This is a genomic window from Marinobacter sp. (assembly GCF_052094685.1).
GTDB lineage: Bacteria > Pseudomonadota > Gammaproteobacteria > Pseudomonadales > Oleiphilaceae > Marinobacter.
Genome location: NZ_JBQDKB010000005.1, coordinates 64,244 through 80,784, shown reverse-complemented (window position 1 = coordinate 80,784; position 16,541 = coordinate 64,244). Strand labels below are relative to the sequence as shown.

Annotated in this window: 13 protein-coding genes and 1 pseudogene; 9 read left to right on the top strand and 5 right to left on the bottom strand. The window is 52.0% G+C overall.

The window, feature by feature from the left end; all coding sequences use genetic code 11:
- Window positions 1–148 precede the first annotated feature (148 nt).
- Complete coding sequence (locus ACTH3S_RS02270) at window positions 149–616, top strand: hypothetical protein (RefSeq protein WP_441807398.1); 468 nt, start codon at window positions 149–151, stop codon at window positions 614–616.
- A gap of 60 nt (window positions 617–676) precedes the next feature.
- On the opposite strand, the gene ACTH3S_RS02265 is transcribed toward ACTH3S_RS02270, so the two are convergent.
- From ACTH3S_RS02265 to ACTH3S_RS02250, 4 genes and pseudogenes are all read right to left on the bottom strand, one after another.
- A complete protein-coding gene (locus ACTH3S_RS02265) occupies window positions 677–1,228 on the bottom strand; it encodes a hemerythrin domain-containing protein (RefSeq protein WP_441807397.1) in 552 nt (183 codons plus the stop codon).
- A gap of 259 nt (window positions 1,229–1,487) precedes the next feature.
- Window positions 1,488–1,631 (bottom strand): annotated as a pseudogene (locus ACTH3S_RS02260) (hotdog domain-containing protein); the annotation flags it as partial.
- A gap of 53 nt (window positions 1,632–1,684) precedes the next feature.
- A complete protein-coding gene (locus ACTH3S_RS02255) occupies window positions 1,685–2,566 on the bottom strand; it encodes a DMT family transporter (RefSeq protein ID WP_441807396.1) in 882 nt (293 codons plus the stop codon).
- Window positions 2,567–3,079: 513 nt separating this feature from the next.
- The gene (locus ACTH3S_RS02250) at window positions 3,080–4,972 is read right to left on the bottom strand and encodes a sigma-54-dependent Fis family transcriptional regulator (RefSeq protein ID WP_441807395.1); all 1,893 of its coding nucleotides are present in this window, start codon (window positions 4,970–4,972) and stop codon (window positions 3,080–3,082) included.
- 208 nt (window positions 4,973–5,180) lie between these two features.
- Between ACTH3S_RS02250 and ACTH3S_RS02245 the strand changes: the two genes are divergently transcribed.
- From ACTH3S_RS02245 to ACTH3S_RS02210, 8 genes are all read left to right on the top strand, one after another.
- On the top strand, window positions 5,181–6,104 hold the full coding sequence (locus tag ACTH3S_RS02245) for a transporter (RefSeq protein WP_441807394.1): 924 nt from the start codon (window positions 5,181–5,183) through the stop codon (window positions 6,102–6,104).
- A gap of 40 nt (window positions 6,105–6,144) precedes the next feature.
- The gene (locus ACTH3S_RS02240) at window positions 6,145–8,265 is read left to right on the top strand and encodes a PQQ-dependent dehydrogenase, methanol/ethanol family (RefSeq protein WP_441807393.1); all 2,121 of its coding nucleotides are present in this window, start codon (window positions 6,145–6,147) and stop codon (window positions 8,263–8,265) included.
- A 15-nt stretch (window positions 8,266–8,280) separates the two neighbouring features.
- Window positions 8,281–9,795 (top strand): aldehyde dehydrogenase family protein, encoded by a 1,515-nt coding sequence (locus ACTH3S_RS02235; RefSeq protein ID WP_441807392.1) that lies wholly within the window; start codon window positions 8,281–8,283, stop codon window positions 9,793–9,795.
- A gap of 625 nt (window positions 9,796–10,420) precedes the next feature.
- Window positions 10,421–11,491: a tRNA dihydrouridine(20/20a) synthase DusA gene (dusA, locus tag ACTH3S_RS02230; RefSeq protein WP_441807391.1), complete on the top strand. Its 1,071-nt coding sequence runs from the start codon at window positions 10,421–10,423 to the stop codon at window positions 11,489–11,491.
- Between the two features lie 151 nt (window positions 11,492–11,642).
- Window positions 11,643–12,611 carry a transaldolase gene (gene tal / locus ACTH3S_RS02225; protein WP_441807390.1) on the top strand — a complete coding sequence of 323 codons (969 nt, stop codon included), beginning with the start codon at window positions 11,643–11,645 and terminating at the stop codon, window positions 12,609–12,611.
- 65 nt (window positions 12,612–12,676) lie between these two features.
- Window positions 12,677–13,126 (top strand): TerB family tellurite resistance protein, encoded by a 450-nt coding sequence (locus tag ACTH3S_RS02220; protein ID WP_441807389.1) that lies wholly within the window; start codon window positions 12,677–12,679, stop codon window positions 13,124–13,126.
- Between the two features lie 24 nt (window positions 13,127–13,150).
- Entirely contained in the window at window positions 13,151–14,278 is a 1,128-nt protein-coding gene (locus tag ACTH3S_RS02215; RefSeq protein ID WP_441807388.1) for a 3-deoxy-7-phosphoheptulonate synthase, read from the top strand.
- Window positions 14,275–15,069, top strand: coding sequence for a glycerophosphodiester phosphodiesterase (locus ACTH3S_RS02210; protein ID WP_441807387.1), 795 nt, complete (start codon window positions 14,275–14,277; stop codon window positions 15,067–15,069). Before ACTH3S_RS02215 ends, ACTH3S_RS02210 begins: the two co-directional genes overlap by 4 nt.
- A gap of 31 nt (window positions 15,070–15,100) precedes the next feature.
- Here ACTH3S_RS02210 and sthA read toward each other — a convergent pair whose 3' ends face one another.
- A complete protein-coding gene (gene sthA, locus ACTH3S_RS02205) occupies window positions 15,101–16,492 on the bottom strand; it encodes a Si-specific NAD(P)(+) transhydrogenase (RefSeq protein WP_441807386.1) in 1,392 nt (463 codons plus the stop codon).
- Between the last annotated feature and the right edge of the window lie 49 nt (window positions 16,493–16,541).

The following is a 16,541-nucleotide window of genomic DNA, read 5'->3' as shown; positions in this document are numbered from 1 at the left end:
TTTTCAACCGGCGATATTCCCGATAAGTGGGTCACTTTTAAACCGGCGTTGACAGCGGTGTCCAAGAACTGGACTGAACACCTTCCCTCCAACTCAACAATAGTGGCGACAGCTCCGCACTGTCGTCACCCTTCTCCAGAGATAAAGCATGACGCAAACCAACACCGTTCCCGCCATGTCCCATGGGAAAATCATCCAAGGTGCCGCTTTAAACGGCGCTATAAACGCAGGCATTAACGGCGTAATTCAGATCTTTATGCTTTGGGGCCTTGCACCCATCCCGCTCTCAGTGGACGGGATCACCAATGACAGTCATACAGTGCTTGGCTCTGCGGTTCCCCTGGCCGTCACGCTGGCAATGATCCTTACCGTTGTTGCCTACAAAACATTGAAGGCTCCCAAGCGCCCGTTTATGCCATCTGTATTGTGGCTCACGTTCAAGCACGGCATGTTTGCCTTTGGTGTTTGTGTCACAGGGGCAGTGATATGGCAGCGGGTTGTGGGGACGGTTCCCGTGTCGCTCACAACTGCCGTGCTTGTTCTGGCGGTCATCGCCGGCCTTGTGGCAGGCGTGGTGAACTACATGACGATTCGTGCAAGCGTGTTGCCTGACTAACTATAGGTTAGCCAGCTGCCTCTGGGGCCAGGCTTATCCTGGCCCTCCATCACGAGGAACTCAGGCAAATGGCGAAGGCGCCGCTTTAAACTCCGCATACAGCTCTGGATGGTCTTCGCGTAGCCGAGCCATGTTGGCTTGTGCGCCGTCTGGCAACATCTTGAGCAAAGCTTTCTGCTGTTCCTCAGTCAGATATTCACGAAGGAATGGAAACAGCTGTTCTCGCTCGGCCTGCAAGTATGCGAGATGAGCATCAAGATAGGTTTTGAGGTCTGCGACAAAGCGCTCCATGGGCACTACGGCGTCCAACAGGATCATGTCGAGAGTCTCAGAAAGAAGGTCTAAGCGTTCACGCAAGGCTTTGTAATCCACGGCCAACCGCTGGCTCAACGCTTCAGCCTCAGGCTCCCTAGCTAGCAGATGCTCGCTGTAAAGGCGCTCCAGGGGCATGATGAAGCCGTCCATGTACTCAAGAATGTAGTCCACTATCTCACGTATCAGATGAAAGTCTGGACGCTCGCCCTGCTCCAAAGTGCTGTGCCTGAGCGAAAGTATGTGAAGCAGCCGCGCCATGTTGGCGTGATCCCGACGCAATTGGTTAAGAGTAGCCATGATAAAGCCTCCTTTTTTAGTGGACCGTGTTGTGGCTATGCCACCATGGCCGGTTTCTATTGAGGGGTAATCCCTCCACGCTCCATATTGGATTGTTCGTTATTGTAATACCAGACCCCCAGAGGGTGGCGTAATTCTAGACTGCTTCGGTTTGAATCGAAATTGGTATAATTTGTGGGTTGAACATGAATTACCACAAGCTTCCTGTGTAGTTTACACTGGCCAGAAATGTCACCAACTCCCCCACGTGGACAGGCTATCGAAAAGTTACCTGGTCAACGGATAGGGTAACCACATAGTTGCCCGCATAACGGCTGGCACAGGCATAGGCCACTTCATCAAGATATTTAAGCAGGGTGCTACCGTGCACATTGCCAGAAAAATTGGCTTTATCCGGTGTCATTAAAACCGTCAGGGTTAGTATTGTAGATCCGAGTCGTCATACGACTCTCTTAGTTAAGAAACCTCTGAATACGCCCAGCGTATACGCCGTTGTGACAACACTGCCTGAGTCACGCCCGATACAATGATCAAAGCGCTTCCAGACAGCTGCAAGGTGTTCAAACTTTGACTGAACAGAACCCACCCAAGTGCGACAACGACAATAGGCTCTAGATAAGCCAAGGTGCCAAAGGTAGCTGCTGGGAGCGCTTTTAGCGCCACCACGGCAAGCATAATCGCCAGGAACCCCGGAACAACACCTGCTGCAACCAGCCACCCCCATTGCTGCGCATTGATGCTGTCGTCTTGTTGTAGCATAAAAGGCAACATACACAGGGCGCCCGCCATCATTTGAAAGCCACTGCGAGTCAACACATGAACGCGTTCGTGAATGAGTCGATTGGTAAGAATAAATGCTGCATAACACAACATTCCACACAGTGCGTAAATAAGACCAACCGCCTCTTCCTTTCGCCCTGAGAGATTAAAGTTGAACTCCATCATCATAGCAAAGCCAAACAGCGCCATGCCTATCAAGACTGTGCTGGCCCCCGACAACCGCTCACCCATAAAAAAGTGTGCCACCGTGGCCGCTGTAACGGGAGCCAAATACAGCAACATGACAGCGTTCGCCATGCTGGTATAACTCATAGCCATTACATAAAAAACCACAAAGCCTGCGAGAAATGCGCCTGTTACCAAAACTTTAATGCCTGGCCAGGCGAACACTTTATCTTTTTGGCCTGTCACTAAAAGGAAACACCCCATTAAAACGGCGCCAATAAACAATCGGTAAAACGTAACGGTTTCGGCGCTCACACCAGCATAAATAGAAATCGCGCCAATTGTGCCCATGAAAACGGCAGAAAAAACGGCTGCCAGTATGTATGAGTTCATTCGCTCAGGAACCTTTTACGGTTTTGGAAGGGATCGGAATGGTCGCTAGTCTGCCTGGTGCAGCCTAAAGAAGTAAGTGCCTGGGCGTCAAAACCAACCGTTGTCACTATGGCTCAGGCACATGAAACTATGCACCAAGAGCCACTGACACTCTGGGTTCAAGTATCCAATGACATCAACTCTTGCGGGCATCATCGAAAGCAAACTTGTTATCATGATTGCCTCCAGCGTTCTGTTTGTTGTGCTCAAGTCCGGTCGTGTGTTACGAGATCAGGGTGAGCAGACTTGCCGGCAATGCAAAGAGGGTCACTTGGATGGGCCCTCGCACAAGGACGTTGCCTTTACGCGCGCACCCGTTTTCGGGTTTTCCGTATACTTTCACCTTTGCAAAAGTGGAAAGCCAAGCTCCAACTGGGGGACCAAGAGAGGTTCGATTCTACACGCTCCCCCCAGAAGCATGGCAACTACCCACTGACCACGCCACTGGAACACCCGAATAAGCCTTGGCGTTGCCTATGGCCAAAGGCCAAACCGTTTTATTTTTCGGTATAGCGTTGCTCGCGTAATGCCCAATTCCCGGGATGCAGCACTTACATTGTTATCGTGCTTTTCGAGCACCGCACACACCGCCTTACGCTCAGCATCAGCCAACAGCATTCCCGGTATTGCGCTTGGCGCTGAGGCTGAAGGCCGATTTACTTTGATTTCATCAGGCAAATGATCTACCTCTATAATACCCAAGTCAGAGAGTGCTTGCCCAAGATTCAACGCCTGTTTCAGCTCTCTAATATTACCTTTCCAATCGTGGCTGTTTAACAGTTTTCGGGCTTCAGGCGTTAATGTCGAGGCAGCACCGGGAAGTGCAACCAAGGCCAGTAAATGATCGATCATAGCATCCAGATCTTCGCGCTCCCGAAGAGCTGGCAGAGCTACTCTAAGGCCATTGACTCTATAATAGAGATCGTCGCGAAAACCTCCTTTCTCCATCAGCACCTCCAGATCCCGGTGCGTCGCGCAAATCAAAGAGAACGAAATGGGGCGGGGCTTTTCTTCCCCTAGCCGGGTCACTGTGCGCTCCTGCAGTACACGCAACAAGCGCGCCTGAAACTCCGTCGGCATATCGCCTATTTCATCCAGAAAAAGCGTCCCCTCACACGCCTCTTCAAACTTTCCTTTAGCGCCCCCGCGACGAGCGCCGGTGAATGCTCCATCGGCGTAGCCAAACAGCTCTGACTCAATTAGCCCCGCCGGGATAGCCGAGCAGTTAACAGCAACAAAAGCGCCCTTTGGAGAAGGCCCCTCAGCATGCAACCAACGAGCTAGCACCTCCTTTCCTGTCCCGGTTTCACCGTTAATCAGAACAGGCACTCCATGCTTGAAGGCACGCCGCGCCTTCTCGAAAAGGGGCTTCATTGAAGCGTCCACAAAGAAGGCCGGAAGCGGTGACGGCTGTTTCGCTTCGGGTACTACATTAGCCGAAAAAGGTGCTCTACGCTGGGTCTCTGCCTGCAAATACAGTCTTGATCCGTTATGACACTCCACCTCAATGGGGCTATGTTTCGATCGCCATATTTCGTCAGGGTGACATGAAAACAAGTCTCTAAAACACACATTACCCTGGCTCTGTTCAAGAAAATCAAGATCCAGCATTTGACGGGCTGAAGGATTTGCACCCAGTACCTCGCCATCCTCACAGAAGTGTACCAAGCCACGCATGGGTGAAGCTGTAAACTCAGGACGATAGTGCAGCGCCAAAACCAATGCACCAGACAAGTCTCCAACCATTCGGTTTTCCACGGCCCGAGTTGTCAGCGCAACCGACTCGAGAATCCCAACCGGTCGGCCATCGTAGGGTTTAGAGGCGTTCAAAGCCCCAATCAGCTTCCCTGCCGGATCAAAAATGGGAACTGCAACGCAAGAAAGATCACGCAATTCATGCAAAAAATGTTCGTTGCCACACACAACTGAGGGCCGGTGTTCTACCAATGCACATCCGGGGCCGTTAGTGCCCGCGACTCCCTCTGACAGATCAACACCCGAGTTCAGCGCGGCGCTCAGGACTTTGTAAGAGGGACTGTCATCGCCAAAATACTTAATGCTACGGCCTTCCCTTTCCAGACACGCCAACACCCAACCAGCGGAACCCAATGAACGGAATAGCCGGCGCATTTCCGGCTCAGCGTAGCTCAGGAGCTGTTGATGGCGGTCGCGAATATGAGGGAGCTCTTTGCAGGGCATTGCGTTGAGCAGAACCTGTTCAACAGGAGAAAGACCGTGCTCTCTGGAGCGCAACCAGGACCGCATAACCTCATCCCGCACCCACTGTGATGGCACTTCACGCCCTTCATCAAAGAGCTCTCGCGCCTGCTGAACCCGGACATCTGGATCGGAACGATGTGTCTGCATCACCATCTCCATCAAACTGTATTGTTATTATCCATCTGGCCGATTCGTGTGTATTGAAACGATCCAGTTAATTTCTAAAACGGTGGACAGCTTTTATTTAAGATCACAAGCTGTTGTTTTTATTATGTATTTAAAATTACAAATTCTGGCATGCACACTGCTTATGCATTAAGTGCGGTACCAACAAAACCAATAAGGAATCTGCACTATGTCACTTGTATCAACCTTTGAAAAAACAATACTGCCACTCTCCAAACAGCGGTATGCAAGCATTGCTTCAGCTGCCTTTGCCATACTCTTGTTATCTTCAGGCTCTGCGCAGGCTATTGATATTGATGCGGGAGATTACACAGCTCTCCCTCCCGGCACTAATCTGGCTATGGGCTACTACCAGTTTGCTACACGAGACGCCCTCTATTCCCACGGTAATAAAGCCCCTATCAATGCAGGGCTTGATTCACACATAGGAATTCTTCGTGGAGTTCATTTTACTGAAATCGGCGGTTTTACCGTAGACCCCCAATTCCTTCTACCAATAGGTAAGCTCGAAGGCAAGGACGACACGTCTAGTCTCGGCGACACCGCTGGCATAGGCGACCTGACACTGGCTGCCACAGTGTGGCTTCTAAACGAGCCTGAAAGTAACACCTATTTTGGTATTACTCCTTTCATCTACGCCCCTACGGGAAGCTATGATCGAAAGGACGCGCTGAACCTGGGGGAGAATCGCTGGAGGTACGCGCTCCAGGCAGGTTATATCACAGGACTTACGCCCAAGATGTCGCTGGATCTGGCTGGGGACGTCACGTTTTACGGAGAAAACGACAAGTTCGGAGCCGCCAACGCAACATTGAAACAGGATCCCTCGTATCAGTTCCAGGGATTTCTTCGTTACCACATGAGCCCTCAATGGGATCTTCGAGCTGGCCTTTCACATACTCTTGGTGGTGAAACATCGATTAACGGTGTAGACCAGGACAACCGGATGTCGTACACAAAAATGACACTGGGAACCGCCTGGTTCGCAACTCCGAGTTTGCAGTTGCTGGCAAATTATGGAAGAGACCTCTCTGTAAAACACGGATTCAAAGAAAAACATCGAATCAACCTTCGTGTTCTCAAAGCTTTCTAATACGGCTCAAAACAGTAATAAAAACGAAAAGGACATTGAGATGACACTAATAAAGAGCTATCCCGGATTTCGGTTAAAGCACCAGGCATTCCAGGTAGCACTGATTTCATGCCTGGGGCTTGCGGGCGGTGATGCGATCGCGGCCAATCGCATTGATCAGGTAAATGAAAATTATATAAAAGAAAACGCCAAAACGGGTAAAGACTGGCCAGCCCACGGCTTTGACTACGCAGAAACCCGTTTCAGCCCTCTCTCGCAGATTACAGATTCCAACGTCAATAAGCTGGGATTAGCCTGGTCCTATGATCTGAAATCAAGCCGTGGGATTGAGGCTACGCCTCTGATTGTAGACGGGGTGATGTATGTAACCGCATCGTGGAGTGTCGTACATGCACTTGACGCGACAACCGGCGAGAACCTTTGGACTTTCGACCCTGAAGTACCTCGCGAAAAGGGCTATGAAGCCTGCTGCGATGTGGTTAACCGTGGCGTTGCCCTGTATGAAGGCAATGTCTACGTTGCCGCACTTGATGGGCGGTTGGTGGCCATTGATGCAAAAACCGGGCAAAAAATGTGGGAAAAGAACACGCTGATTGACAACGAAATCGGCTATACATTAACCGGTGCCCCTCGCGTATTTAAAGGTAACGTGATCATCGGAAACGGCGGCGCAGAGCGTGGTGTAAGGGGTTATATCACTGCCTATGATGCAAAAACCGGAGAACAGAAATGGCGCTGGTACACCGTACCAGGAGATCCTGGCAAACCATTCGAAAACGAGGCCATGGTCAAAGCTGCCGAGACCTGGGACCCCAGCGGTAAATACTGGGAAAGCGGTGGCGGTGGCACCGTGTGGAACTCCATGGTTTTTGATCCGGACTTGAATCTCATGTATATCGGCACGGGCAATGGAGCCCCATGGTCCCACAAAAAGCGCAGCCCAACGGGCGGAGACAACCTGTACGTGGCCTCTATTGTTGCACTTAACCCGGATACCGGAGAGTACGTTTGGCACTACCAGGAAACGCCTGGGGATAACTGGGACTACACCTCCGCCCAGGACATGATTCTCAAGGATCTTATGATCGATGGGGAGCTGCGTAAAATTATTATGCACGCTCCGAAAAACGGTTTCTTTTTTGTTATTGACCGCACCAACGGAGAATTTATTTCCGCCGACAATTTTGTCGATGTGAACTGGGCTGAGGGGTACGACAACAACGGGCGCCCAATCGAAGTGCCTGCGGCACGCACAGCAGACAAGCCATTCGATGCAATTCCAGGCCCCTTCGGCGGTCATAACTGGCACTCGATGTCCTTTAACTCCCAAACAGGGCTCGCGTACTTTCCATCTCAAAACATCCCCATAACGCTATCCGAAGACCCTACCTGGAAAAACATAGAAAGTAATGAGCCAGGGCAACCCATGAGCGGGATTGGCTGGAATACCGCAATGAGAATCAACGAAGCCCCGCCCTCCAGTAAACCATTCGGGCGACTAACGGCCTGGGACCCAATCAAGCAACAGGAAGCCTGGCGTTACGAGCATGCCTCACCCTGGAACGGCGGTACGCTTTCTACTGCAGGCAACCTTGTTTTCCAGGGAACTGCAGATGCGCGGTTAATGGCGTTTAATGCGCAAACAGGCAAGCCGTTATGGGAATCGCCCATGGGCACCGGCGTTATTGCAGCTCCAGTCACCTATGAGGTTGATGGCACTCAATATGTTTCGATTGCCGCTGGCTGGGGCGGGGTATACGGGCAGGCCCAAAGAGCCTCTGACCTGAAGACCCCTGGCACGGTTTATACCTTTGCCCTGAACAGTCAGGCCGAAATGCCTGAGTTCACGAAATATCAGTTGGGATCATTAATTTCCGGCGTTAAGTACAACCCGGAATTCGTTGAGGAAGGCACTGGCCTTTACGTTAGCAACTGCGTGTTTTGCCACGGAGTCCCTGGGGTAGACAAAGGCGGCAATATTCCGAACCTGGGTTACGTCAATAGTTCAGTTATCGAACACCTGAGCACCTTTGTATTTAACGGCCCTTTTGTTGGTAAAGGCATGCCTGACTTTACCGGCAAGTTGAGTGAGACCGATGTCGAAAAAATAAAGGCCTTTATCCAGGGTACAGCTGATGCAATTCGCCCCAAGAGCCAGTAAATCAAGGAAAAAACAATGAACAAAATGACAAACGAAGCAGCGAATATAGAACAGAAGACCCAAGCGTTTCTCGACCGTCAAAACCATCGCATGCTCATTGGCGGGCAATGGGTTGATGCAGCGGGAAACGAGCGTATGCAGGTCGTAAACCCAGCCGAAGAAACGGTCATTGGAACGATACCTTCTGCTCATTCAAGCGATGTTAACCAAGCCGTTGATTGCGCAAAAAACGCTCTGAAACAGGGTACCTGGGGTCGAATGAGGCCCTCCGCTCGTCAGAACTTGCTCTTAAAACTTGCTGACCTGATTGAGCGGGATGCCCGGATAATCGCGGAATTGGAGGCTATCGACAATGGTAAATCTGCCGCCATTGCTCAGGCAGTCGATATAGGTTTGGGCTTGGAATTTTTCCGCTATATGGCAGGGTGGGCCACCAAAATTGAAGGCTCCACTCTGGATGTATCCATGCCATTCGCCCCGCCCGAAGCTGACTTTTTTGCTTACACTCGGCGTGAGCCAGTTGGTGTCGTCGCTGCAATCATTCCGTGGAACTTTCCATTCCTGATGGCTTGCTGGAAGCTGGCACCGGCGCTGGCGGCCGGTTGTACAGTTGTCTTAAAGCCAGCGGAGCAAACATCTCTATCTGCACTTTATTTAGGTGAGCTGATTAAGGAGGCCAACTTTCCCGACGGTGTTGTAAATATCATCACGGGTGAAGGTCAGAGTACGGGGTCCGCCTTGATCAAACATTCCGACATAAACAAAATCACCTTCACAGGCTCAACACAGGTGGGCCAGCTCATCGGCCGCGCAGCAATGGACAACATGGCCCGCGTAACACTGGAGCTGGGCGGCAAGTCACCAATGATAGTCTTGGCAGATTGTGACCCGGAGAAAGCCGCACAGGGCGCGGCAGCAGCGATCTTTTTCAATCATGGGCAGACTTGTAGCGCGGGCTCACGCTTGTACGTGCACCGGAGCATCTTTGATACCGTTGTTAATCGACTTGCGGAGCTGTCTGAAGCCATTCCCATGGGGCCAGGCCTTGACCCAGCTGCGCAAATGGGGCCTCTTGTATCTCAGGTGCAGCTAGACAGAGTCTGCCAGTACATTGAGACAGGCCGCCAAGAAGGTGCTCGCGTGGTAACTGGGGGCGAGAGGGCCGATCGTAAGGGGTATTACGTTAAGCCAACGATATTCGCCAGCGAAGATGACAGCCTGGTTATTGCCAGAGAGGAGATTTTTGGCCCAGTATTGGTAGCCATCCCCTTTGATGATGTGGATGATGTTGTGCAACGTGCCAACGACAGTCGCTATGGCTTGGCTGCCAGTATCTGGTCAAATGATCTCTCTCAGGTGCAGCGTATAATCCCGAGATTGAAAGCGGGCACTGTTTGGGTCAATGGGCACAACATGCTTGACGCAAACGTACCATTTGGGGGCTATAAGCTCTCGGGTGTTGGTCGTGATATGGGTAGGCAATCCCTTGACTCATATCTGGAAACCAAGTCGGTTTTCATGGCCCTCTAAGAAAGTGTGCCAAGCCCCCGGAAACCAAAAACCGGGGGCTTGGAGTTAATAGCCAGACGTTTCAACTAACACCGGTTTTAAGGGCAAGATCCGCTCATCAACTTCTGGCTACCGATGGATGATCGGCCAAGCGTATCCTTGTAATCTTATCCTGCCGACGAGCCTCGGTGCGCTTGCCATACTTCAGCAGCTATTCCAGCTGTGTGAGCGTTGGCCACTGATCCGGCTTGCACCAGCCTTTCTCGCCGGCAAGTTGCAGCGGCGTCGTTCAAGGCATCCAGCGCCTCGGGAATTCCTCAGGCACTGCGAATCCAGATTAGGTTATTAGAAGCAGTTTGTGGCGTACCCGTCCTCAGCCAACCCATGACGTGAGCGACGAACTCCTGGCTAGGCGCCCAATCTTTCGCCAAAGCCTTACGGTCAAAGGTGCGACTTTCAAGATATACTATCTCCACTTTACGCTTTAAGCGGATGGCAGCGCGATAAGATTTAGTACCAACGGCACGAGATCTCACCGTAATAGTAGCCACAGTACTCCATGCTCCCACAATGCGGTGCTCCAGATCGATTTCTGGAGCATTTTTGGAGCACCAATACTGAAAATTTAGGTATATACAGGCAATAAATGGTGTTAAATAGTACAGATTACAAGGCAGGAAATTGGGCGGGAAGCAGCGCAAACACTGGGCCGGAGCCCTCCAGGCGGTTTTGCGTAGCGCCGATGATGGATTGGACTACCCCGCAATATCGCTACCTAGCCCGCCTGTTGAGCCAGCACACCCTACTCTACACCGAGATGGTCACCACCGGTGCGCTGATCCACGGCGATACTGAGCGGTTTCTGCACCACAACGCTGCCGAATACCCCCTGGCACTTCAGCTTGGGGGCAGTGATGCGAGCGATCTTGCGCATTGTGCAAGGCTGGCTGAGCAGTTTGGTTTCAGTGAAGTAAACCTGAACGTTGGCTGCCCCAGCGACCGAGTGCAGAACAATATGATTGGCGCCTGTCTGATGGCGCACCCGGATAAGGTGGCTGAGGGCGTTCGTGCGATGATTGAAACCACCCGCCTTCCAGTTACGGTTAAGCACCGCATAGGTATTAACGGTCGCGAGTCTTGGGAAGATTTGTGCGAGTTTGTGGATAAAGTCAGCGAGGCCGGCTGCCGGACGTTTATTGTGCATGCTCGCATTGCTGTTCTTGAAGGCCTTAGCCCAAAAGAAAACCGTGATGTTCCGCCGTTAAAATACGATTGGGTGTACCGCCTTAAGCAAAAGTACCCGTACCTTGAGATCATTATTAACGGCGGAATCAAAACCTTTGCAGAGTGTCATGAGCACTTAGCGCACACAGATGGTGTAATGCTGGGCCGCGAGGCTTATCACAACCCTTGGCTACTGGCGGGTGTAGACCAGGAATTCTTTGGTGGGGAGGCAGCTCTTGCCTCACGTCATGAGGCGCTGGAGGCCATGTATCCCTTTATTCAAAGCGAACTGGACCGTGGCGTATACCTCGCCCACATATCCCGACACTTGCTAGGGCTGTTCCACGGCATGCCTGGCGGCAGGCTTTTTCGCCGCTATATCAGTGAAAATGCTCACAAATCGGGGGCTGGTCTGGAAGTCATTCAAACCGCCCTTGAGAAGGTACGTGAGCAGAAGCAGTCTGTACAAGCTCGCGTTGCCGCCGACGTCTAATCACCGTCTATCCGTAAGGTTAACGCTCTATTGCCAAAACCTTACTTTTTGCTGTCTTGTTCCTGCCTTAACAGCCCGTTATTGTAGAAGCATAACCAGCACCCGGGATTCGGGTGTGCTGATAATAATATCAACCGGGACGACAGTACGAATGACCAACAAGCTTGACCAACTCAAAACCATGACCACGGTAGTGGCAGATACCGGCGATATCGATGCCATCGCCCAGTGGCTACCCCAGGATGCAACAACTAACCCGTCGCTATTGCTGAAAGCTGCGGCTTCTGAAGCCTATCGGCCAATGCTTGAGAAGGCCGTTGCCCTGGCCCACAGACAGGGCGGCTCAAACGCTGAACAGTTAACCATGGCAACGGATATGTTGGCCGTTTTGGCGGGCCAGGAAATACTCAACCTGATACCAGGTGTGGTATCCACGGAAGTGGACGCGCGATTGTCATTTGATACTGAAGCCACGCTCAAGCGGGCACGGCGCTTGATAGCACTCTACGATCAGCAAGGCGTGGATACTAGCCGGGTTCTGATCAAAATCGCTTCTACCTGGGAGGGCATCCGCGCTGCTGAGATCCTTGAACAAGAAGGCATCCGCTGCAACCTCACTCTTTTGTTTTCATTCGTGCAGGCTGCCGCTTGCGCCCAGGCTGGCGCATTTCTGATCTCGCCGTTCGTGGGGCGCATTCTCGACTGGCATCTTGCCAGCAGTGGTCGCGAGAGCTTTCCGGCGGCAGAAGATCCCGGCGTACTCTCGGTCGCCCGCATCTATAACTACTATAAGGCCCACAGTTTCAATACGGTGGTAATGGGCGCCAGTTTCCGCAATATTGGCGAGATCGAGATGCTGGCAGGTTGCGACCGGCTCACCATAAGCCCATCGTTACTGCAGGAACTGAAAGACGATAACGGAATCTTGGAGCAGCAGCTTTCGGCAACCGGCGCCACGTCATCCGATGGCTTCGGAGCTTTGGATGAAAAACTGTTCCGCTGGGAATCGAACGAAGACCCCATGGCCACCGAGAAACTGGCAGATGGCATCCGCCGTTTCACCACAGACCAGATTGAACTAGAAAACCAGGTTCGGCAGTTGGCCAATAAAGCGGCCTAATTTTCATCGCGCTTTTATTGCCCTTTCTCCGCACTCTCAACACACTCAAATGACCGTATCTGATTATGATCGAAAGCCTGAAAAAACTGTTTAGTGCACCAGAAACGGAGCATCATAAACCCAATGAGCGTAACATCGCGATCGCTGCGACCGCTTTGATGGTGCAGCTTTCTCAAGTCGATAACGATGAGGATGAACGAGAGCTGCAGGCCATCATTGATTGCGCGGTGAAAGTTCATCAGTTAACTCGGGAAGAAGCCAAAGAGATACTCGACCAAGCACTGGCCCAAGCCCAGGATGCCACGTCGCTGTATGAGTTTACCGGGCAGATCAACGAGGTTTTGGACCAAGACGGCAAGCAGGCATTGCTGGAAAGCATCTGGCGTGTTGCCCTCTCAGACGACCGAATCGACAAGTACGAAGAACACCTTATTCGCCGCATTGCAGATCTGATGCATCTTAATCACCGGGAATTTATTCTGGCGCGACACAGGGCCGAAAGCCCGAGCTCTTAGCCCGTAGATAGAGAGGGAGCCTCCATGCTAGCCATTCTTCACCCCAATACCCCGCTGGACAGCGAAGCTTATCGCCAAACCATGCACTACCTGGAAAACCTACCGGGCGTGACGGTGCGGGTACACGAAATTCAAGGTGCCAGCCAACGGCTGACCGAGATCTACTTGCTGGGCGACACCAAACCTCTCCACAAAGATGAAATCGAAGCCCTGCCCGCCGTCGAGCGTGCTATCCGGATATCTGACGATTATCGGGTTCTGGGGCGCCACAGAGATGACAACCGGCAAACGGGCTTCAGCTATAACGGTGTGGATTTCAATCAGTCCAACCTCAACATTTTTGCCGGGCTTTGCGCTGTCGATGTGCCTGAGCATGTTGAAATGATGCTGAAAGCTCTGGAGGAGAATGGCCAGGTTTGCACGCGCATGGGTGCTTACAAGCCGCGCACTAATCCCTATTCGTTCCAAGGCCACGGCAAGGGCTGCCTGCCATGGGTATTTGAGAAAGCAGGCAAACACGGGATCAAAGTGGTTGCCATGGAAATCACCCATGAAAGCCACATTGAAGAAATCGATAATTGCCTGGAAAAACTCGGGCGGCCAACCGGCGTTATGCTTCAGGTGGGTACCCGGAATACCCAGAACTTCGAGCTTCTAAAAGCCATCGGTCGCCAAAGTACCTACCCGGTGCTACTAAAGCGCGGGTTCGGCATTACTTTGAACGAATCCCTGAATGCGGCGGAATATCTTGCCAGCGAAGGCAACGCAAATGTAATTTTCTGCCTGCGTGGTATGAAAACGGAAGCCGGCCAGCCACACCGAAACATGGTGGATTTTGCCCATGTGCCGGCGGTTAAACGGCTAACGCGCATGCCTGTGTGCATCGATCCTTCTCACTCGGTAGGTACCCGTGAAAAAGCGCCAGACGGCATTCTCGATGTAATGCATGCCACCGCGCAAGGCGTGGTCGCCGGGGCCAATATGGTTTTGGTGGACTTCCACCCGAAGCCCGAGAAAGCACTTGTAGATGGGCCCCAAGCGCTGCTTATGAACGAGCTGCCAGCCTACCTGGAAGATATACAACTGTGTCACGACACCTGGAATAAACGCCAGGCCATTTACCAACGTTTAAAAGGTGAAACACCGGAATGATCGTCTACGGACACCGAGGCGCCAAAGGAGAAGCCCCAGAAAATACCCTGCCCGGATTCAAGCATGCGTACCGCCAGGGTATTCGACATTTTGAACTGGATTTGGTGCTATCTAAAGATGGCAAACCCGTTCTGGTACACGATCTCACGACAGACCGCACAACAGGTCAGAAGGGCGAGGTGGGCCAGTACACGGCCGCCGAGCTTAACCAAATGGACGCCCGCCGAAACACGAGCCCATGGCCAGATAAAACAGGCATCCCGGAGCTGGAGCAGCTATTGGATCAGTTTGGTGAGATGGAGCATTTCCAACTCGAGGTGAAAAAAGATTCTCGCGCCAGGCTGAATATTCTTGGCAACCGGTTAACAGAAATCATCCAAAGCCGAAATCTGTATCAAACAGCAGCTATCACCTCGGCAGATACTTGGTTTCTGAAAGAAATGCACCGAAGAAACAAACGTATTCGCACAGGGCTGGTATCAGAGCGACGCTTTCCGCGGCCGCTAGGACTCGCAACGCGCTTGGGCTGCAAATACCTATGCATCAATTGGAAGATATGTTCGCCCGAACTGGTGGAGCATGCTCATCGCAGGGGGATGCATGTTTCCTGCTGGACCGTAAACAGCATTCAGGACATGCTTCAGCTTGAGGCCATGGGCGTAGACAGTATCATCACCGACTATCCCACCAGTACGCAGATGTTCTTTGACAACCGTGCACGCTCATCGTTATCGCTGCCTGATCGCCAGGACTGCATAGCGGCGGGCAATGAAGCATTACCCGCCAACTAAGTCGTTAACCAATCAAAAAAGCTTGAATCGGTCAGAAAATCCGGTTCAGGCCGTTCAACGCAGCTACCCGATAAGCTTCCGCCATGGTCGGGTAATTAAAGGTTGTGTTGATGAAATAGTTGAGCGAGTTGGCCTCACCCTCCTGGTTCATGATGGCCTGGCCAATGTGCACGATCTCAGCTGCCTGGTCTCCAAAGCAGTGGATGCCCAGAATTTGCCGGGTTTCACGGTGGAACAAAATTTTCAGCATGCCGACAGGCTCGCCGGTAATCTGCGCCCGCGCAAGATCCTTGAAAAAGGCTTGGCCGACTTCATAGGGCACTTTAGCTGCGGTTAGTTCTCGCTCGGTTTGCCCTACCGAACTGATTTCCGGAATCGTATAGATGCCCGTGGGAACATCCGATACGAATCGGAAGTAATCATCACTCACAATGTCTGATGAGGCAGAACGCCCCTGATCATAAGCGGCACTAGCCAGGCTCGGCCACCCGATCACGTCACCAGCGGCGTATATGTTTTCCACTTCGGTGCGGTACTGTTCATCAATCGATAACTGGCCTCGGCCATTGGGTTTCAGGCCAATGTTCTCGAGCCCCAGACTGTCGGTATTGCCACTGCGGCCGTTACACCACAGAAAGGCATCTGCGCGTATCTTTTTGCCAGACTGCAAGGAGAGCACAACACCGTGGTCGTCTCCATCCACCGACTCATACTGCTCGTTATGTCGTACCAGCACGCCGTTGTTGCGCAGGTGATAGCTGAGGGCATCCGAGATTTCATCATCCAGGAATGACAACAGGCGGCTACCCGGGTTGATCAGATCAACCTTCACACCAAGGCCCGCAAAGATAGATGCGTATTCCGAACCAATAACGCCGGCACCATAAATAATTAACGTGCGCGGTGTATGGGACAGGTTAAGTATGGTGTCTGAGTTATAGACCCGGTGATGACGGAAATCGACATCAGGCGGCAGGTACGGGCGTGAGCCAGTCGCAATAACTGCTTGCTTGAAATGCAGTGTCTCGACGGACTTGTTACCGTGAACTTCGAGCCGGTTCTCGTTTATGAACGAGGCGCGCCCATTGATCAGATCCACACGGTTACGTGAATAGAACTGAGTTCTCAGCTTGACCTGCTTACCAATAACTTTCTGTGCATTTTGCAGCACTCGGGGAAACGAGAACCAACGAGGCTCTCCGATATCCCGGAACATCTGATTGGTGTTGAAGGTAATGATCTGCTTTACCGAGTGACGCAAAGCCTTGGACGGGATTGTTCCCCAGTGAGTGCAATTGCCTCCCACCGTTGGCTTGTCTTCAACGATTGCAACACGCCTGCCGCTTTTCGTCGCATTCATTGCCGCACCTTCGCCAGAAGGTCCAGCACCGATAACGACGACGTCGTAATGATGTTCAGCCATGCGCGCAGTGACTCCTTAATCCACTTCGTGAAAAAGTAATTATGATTAT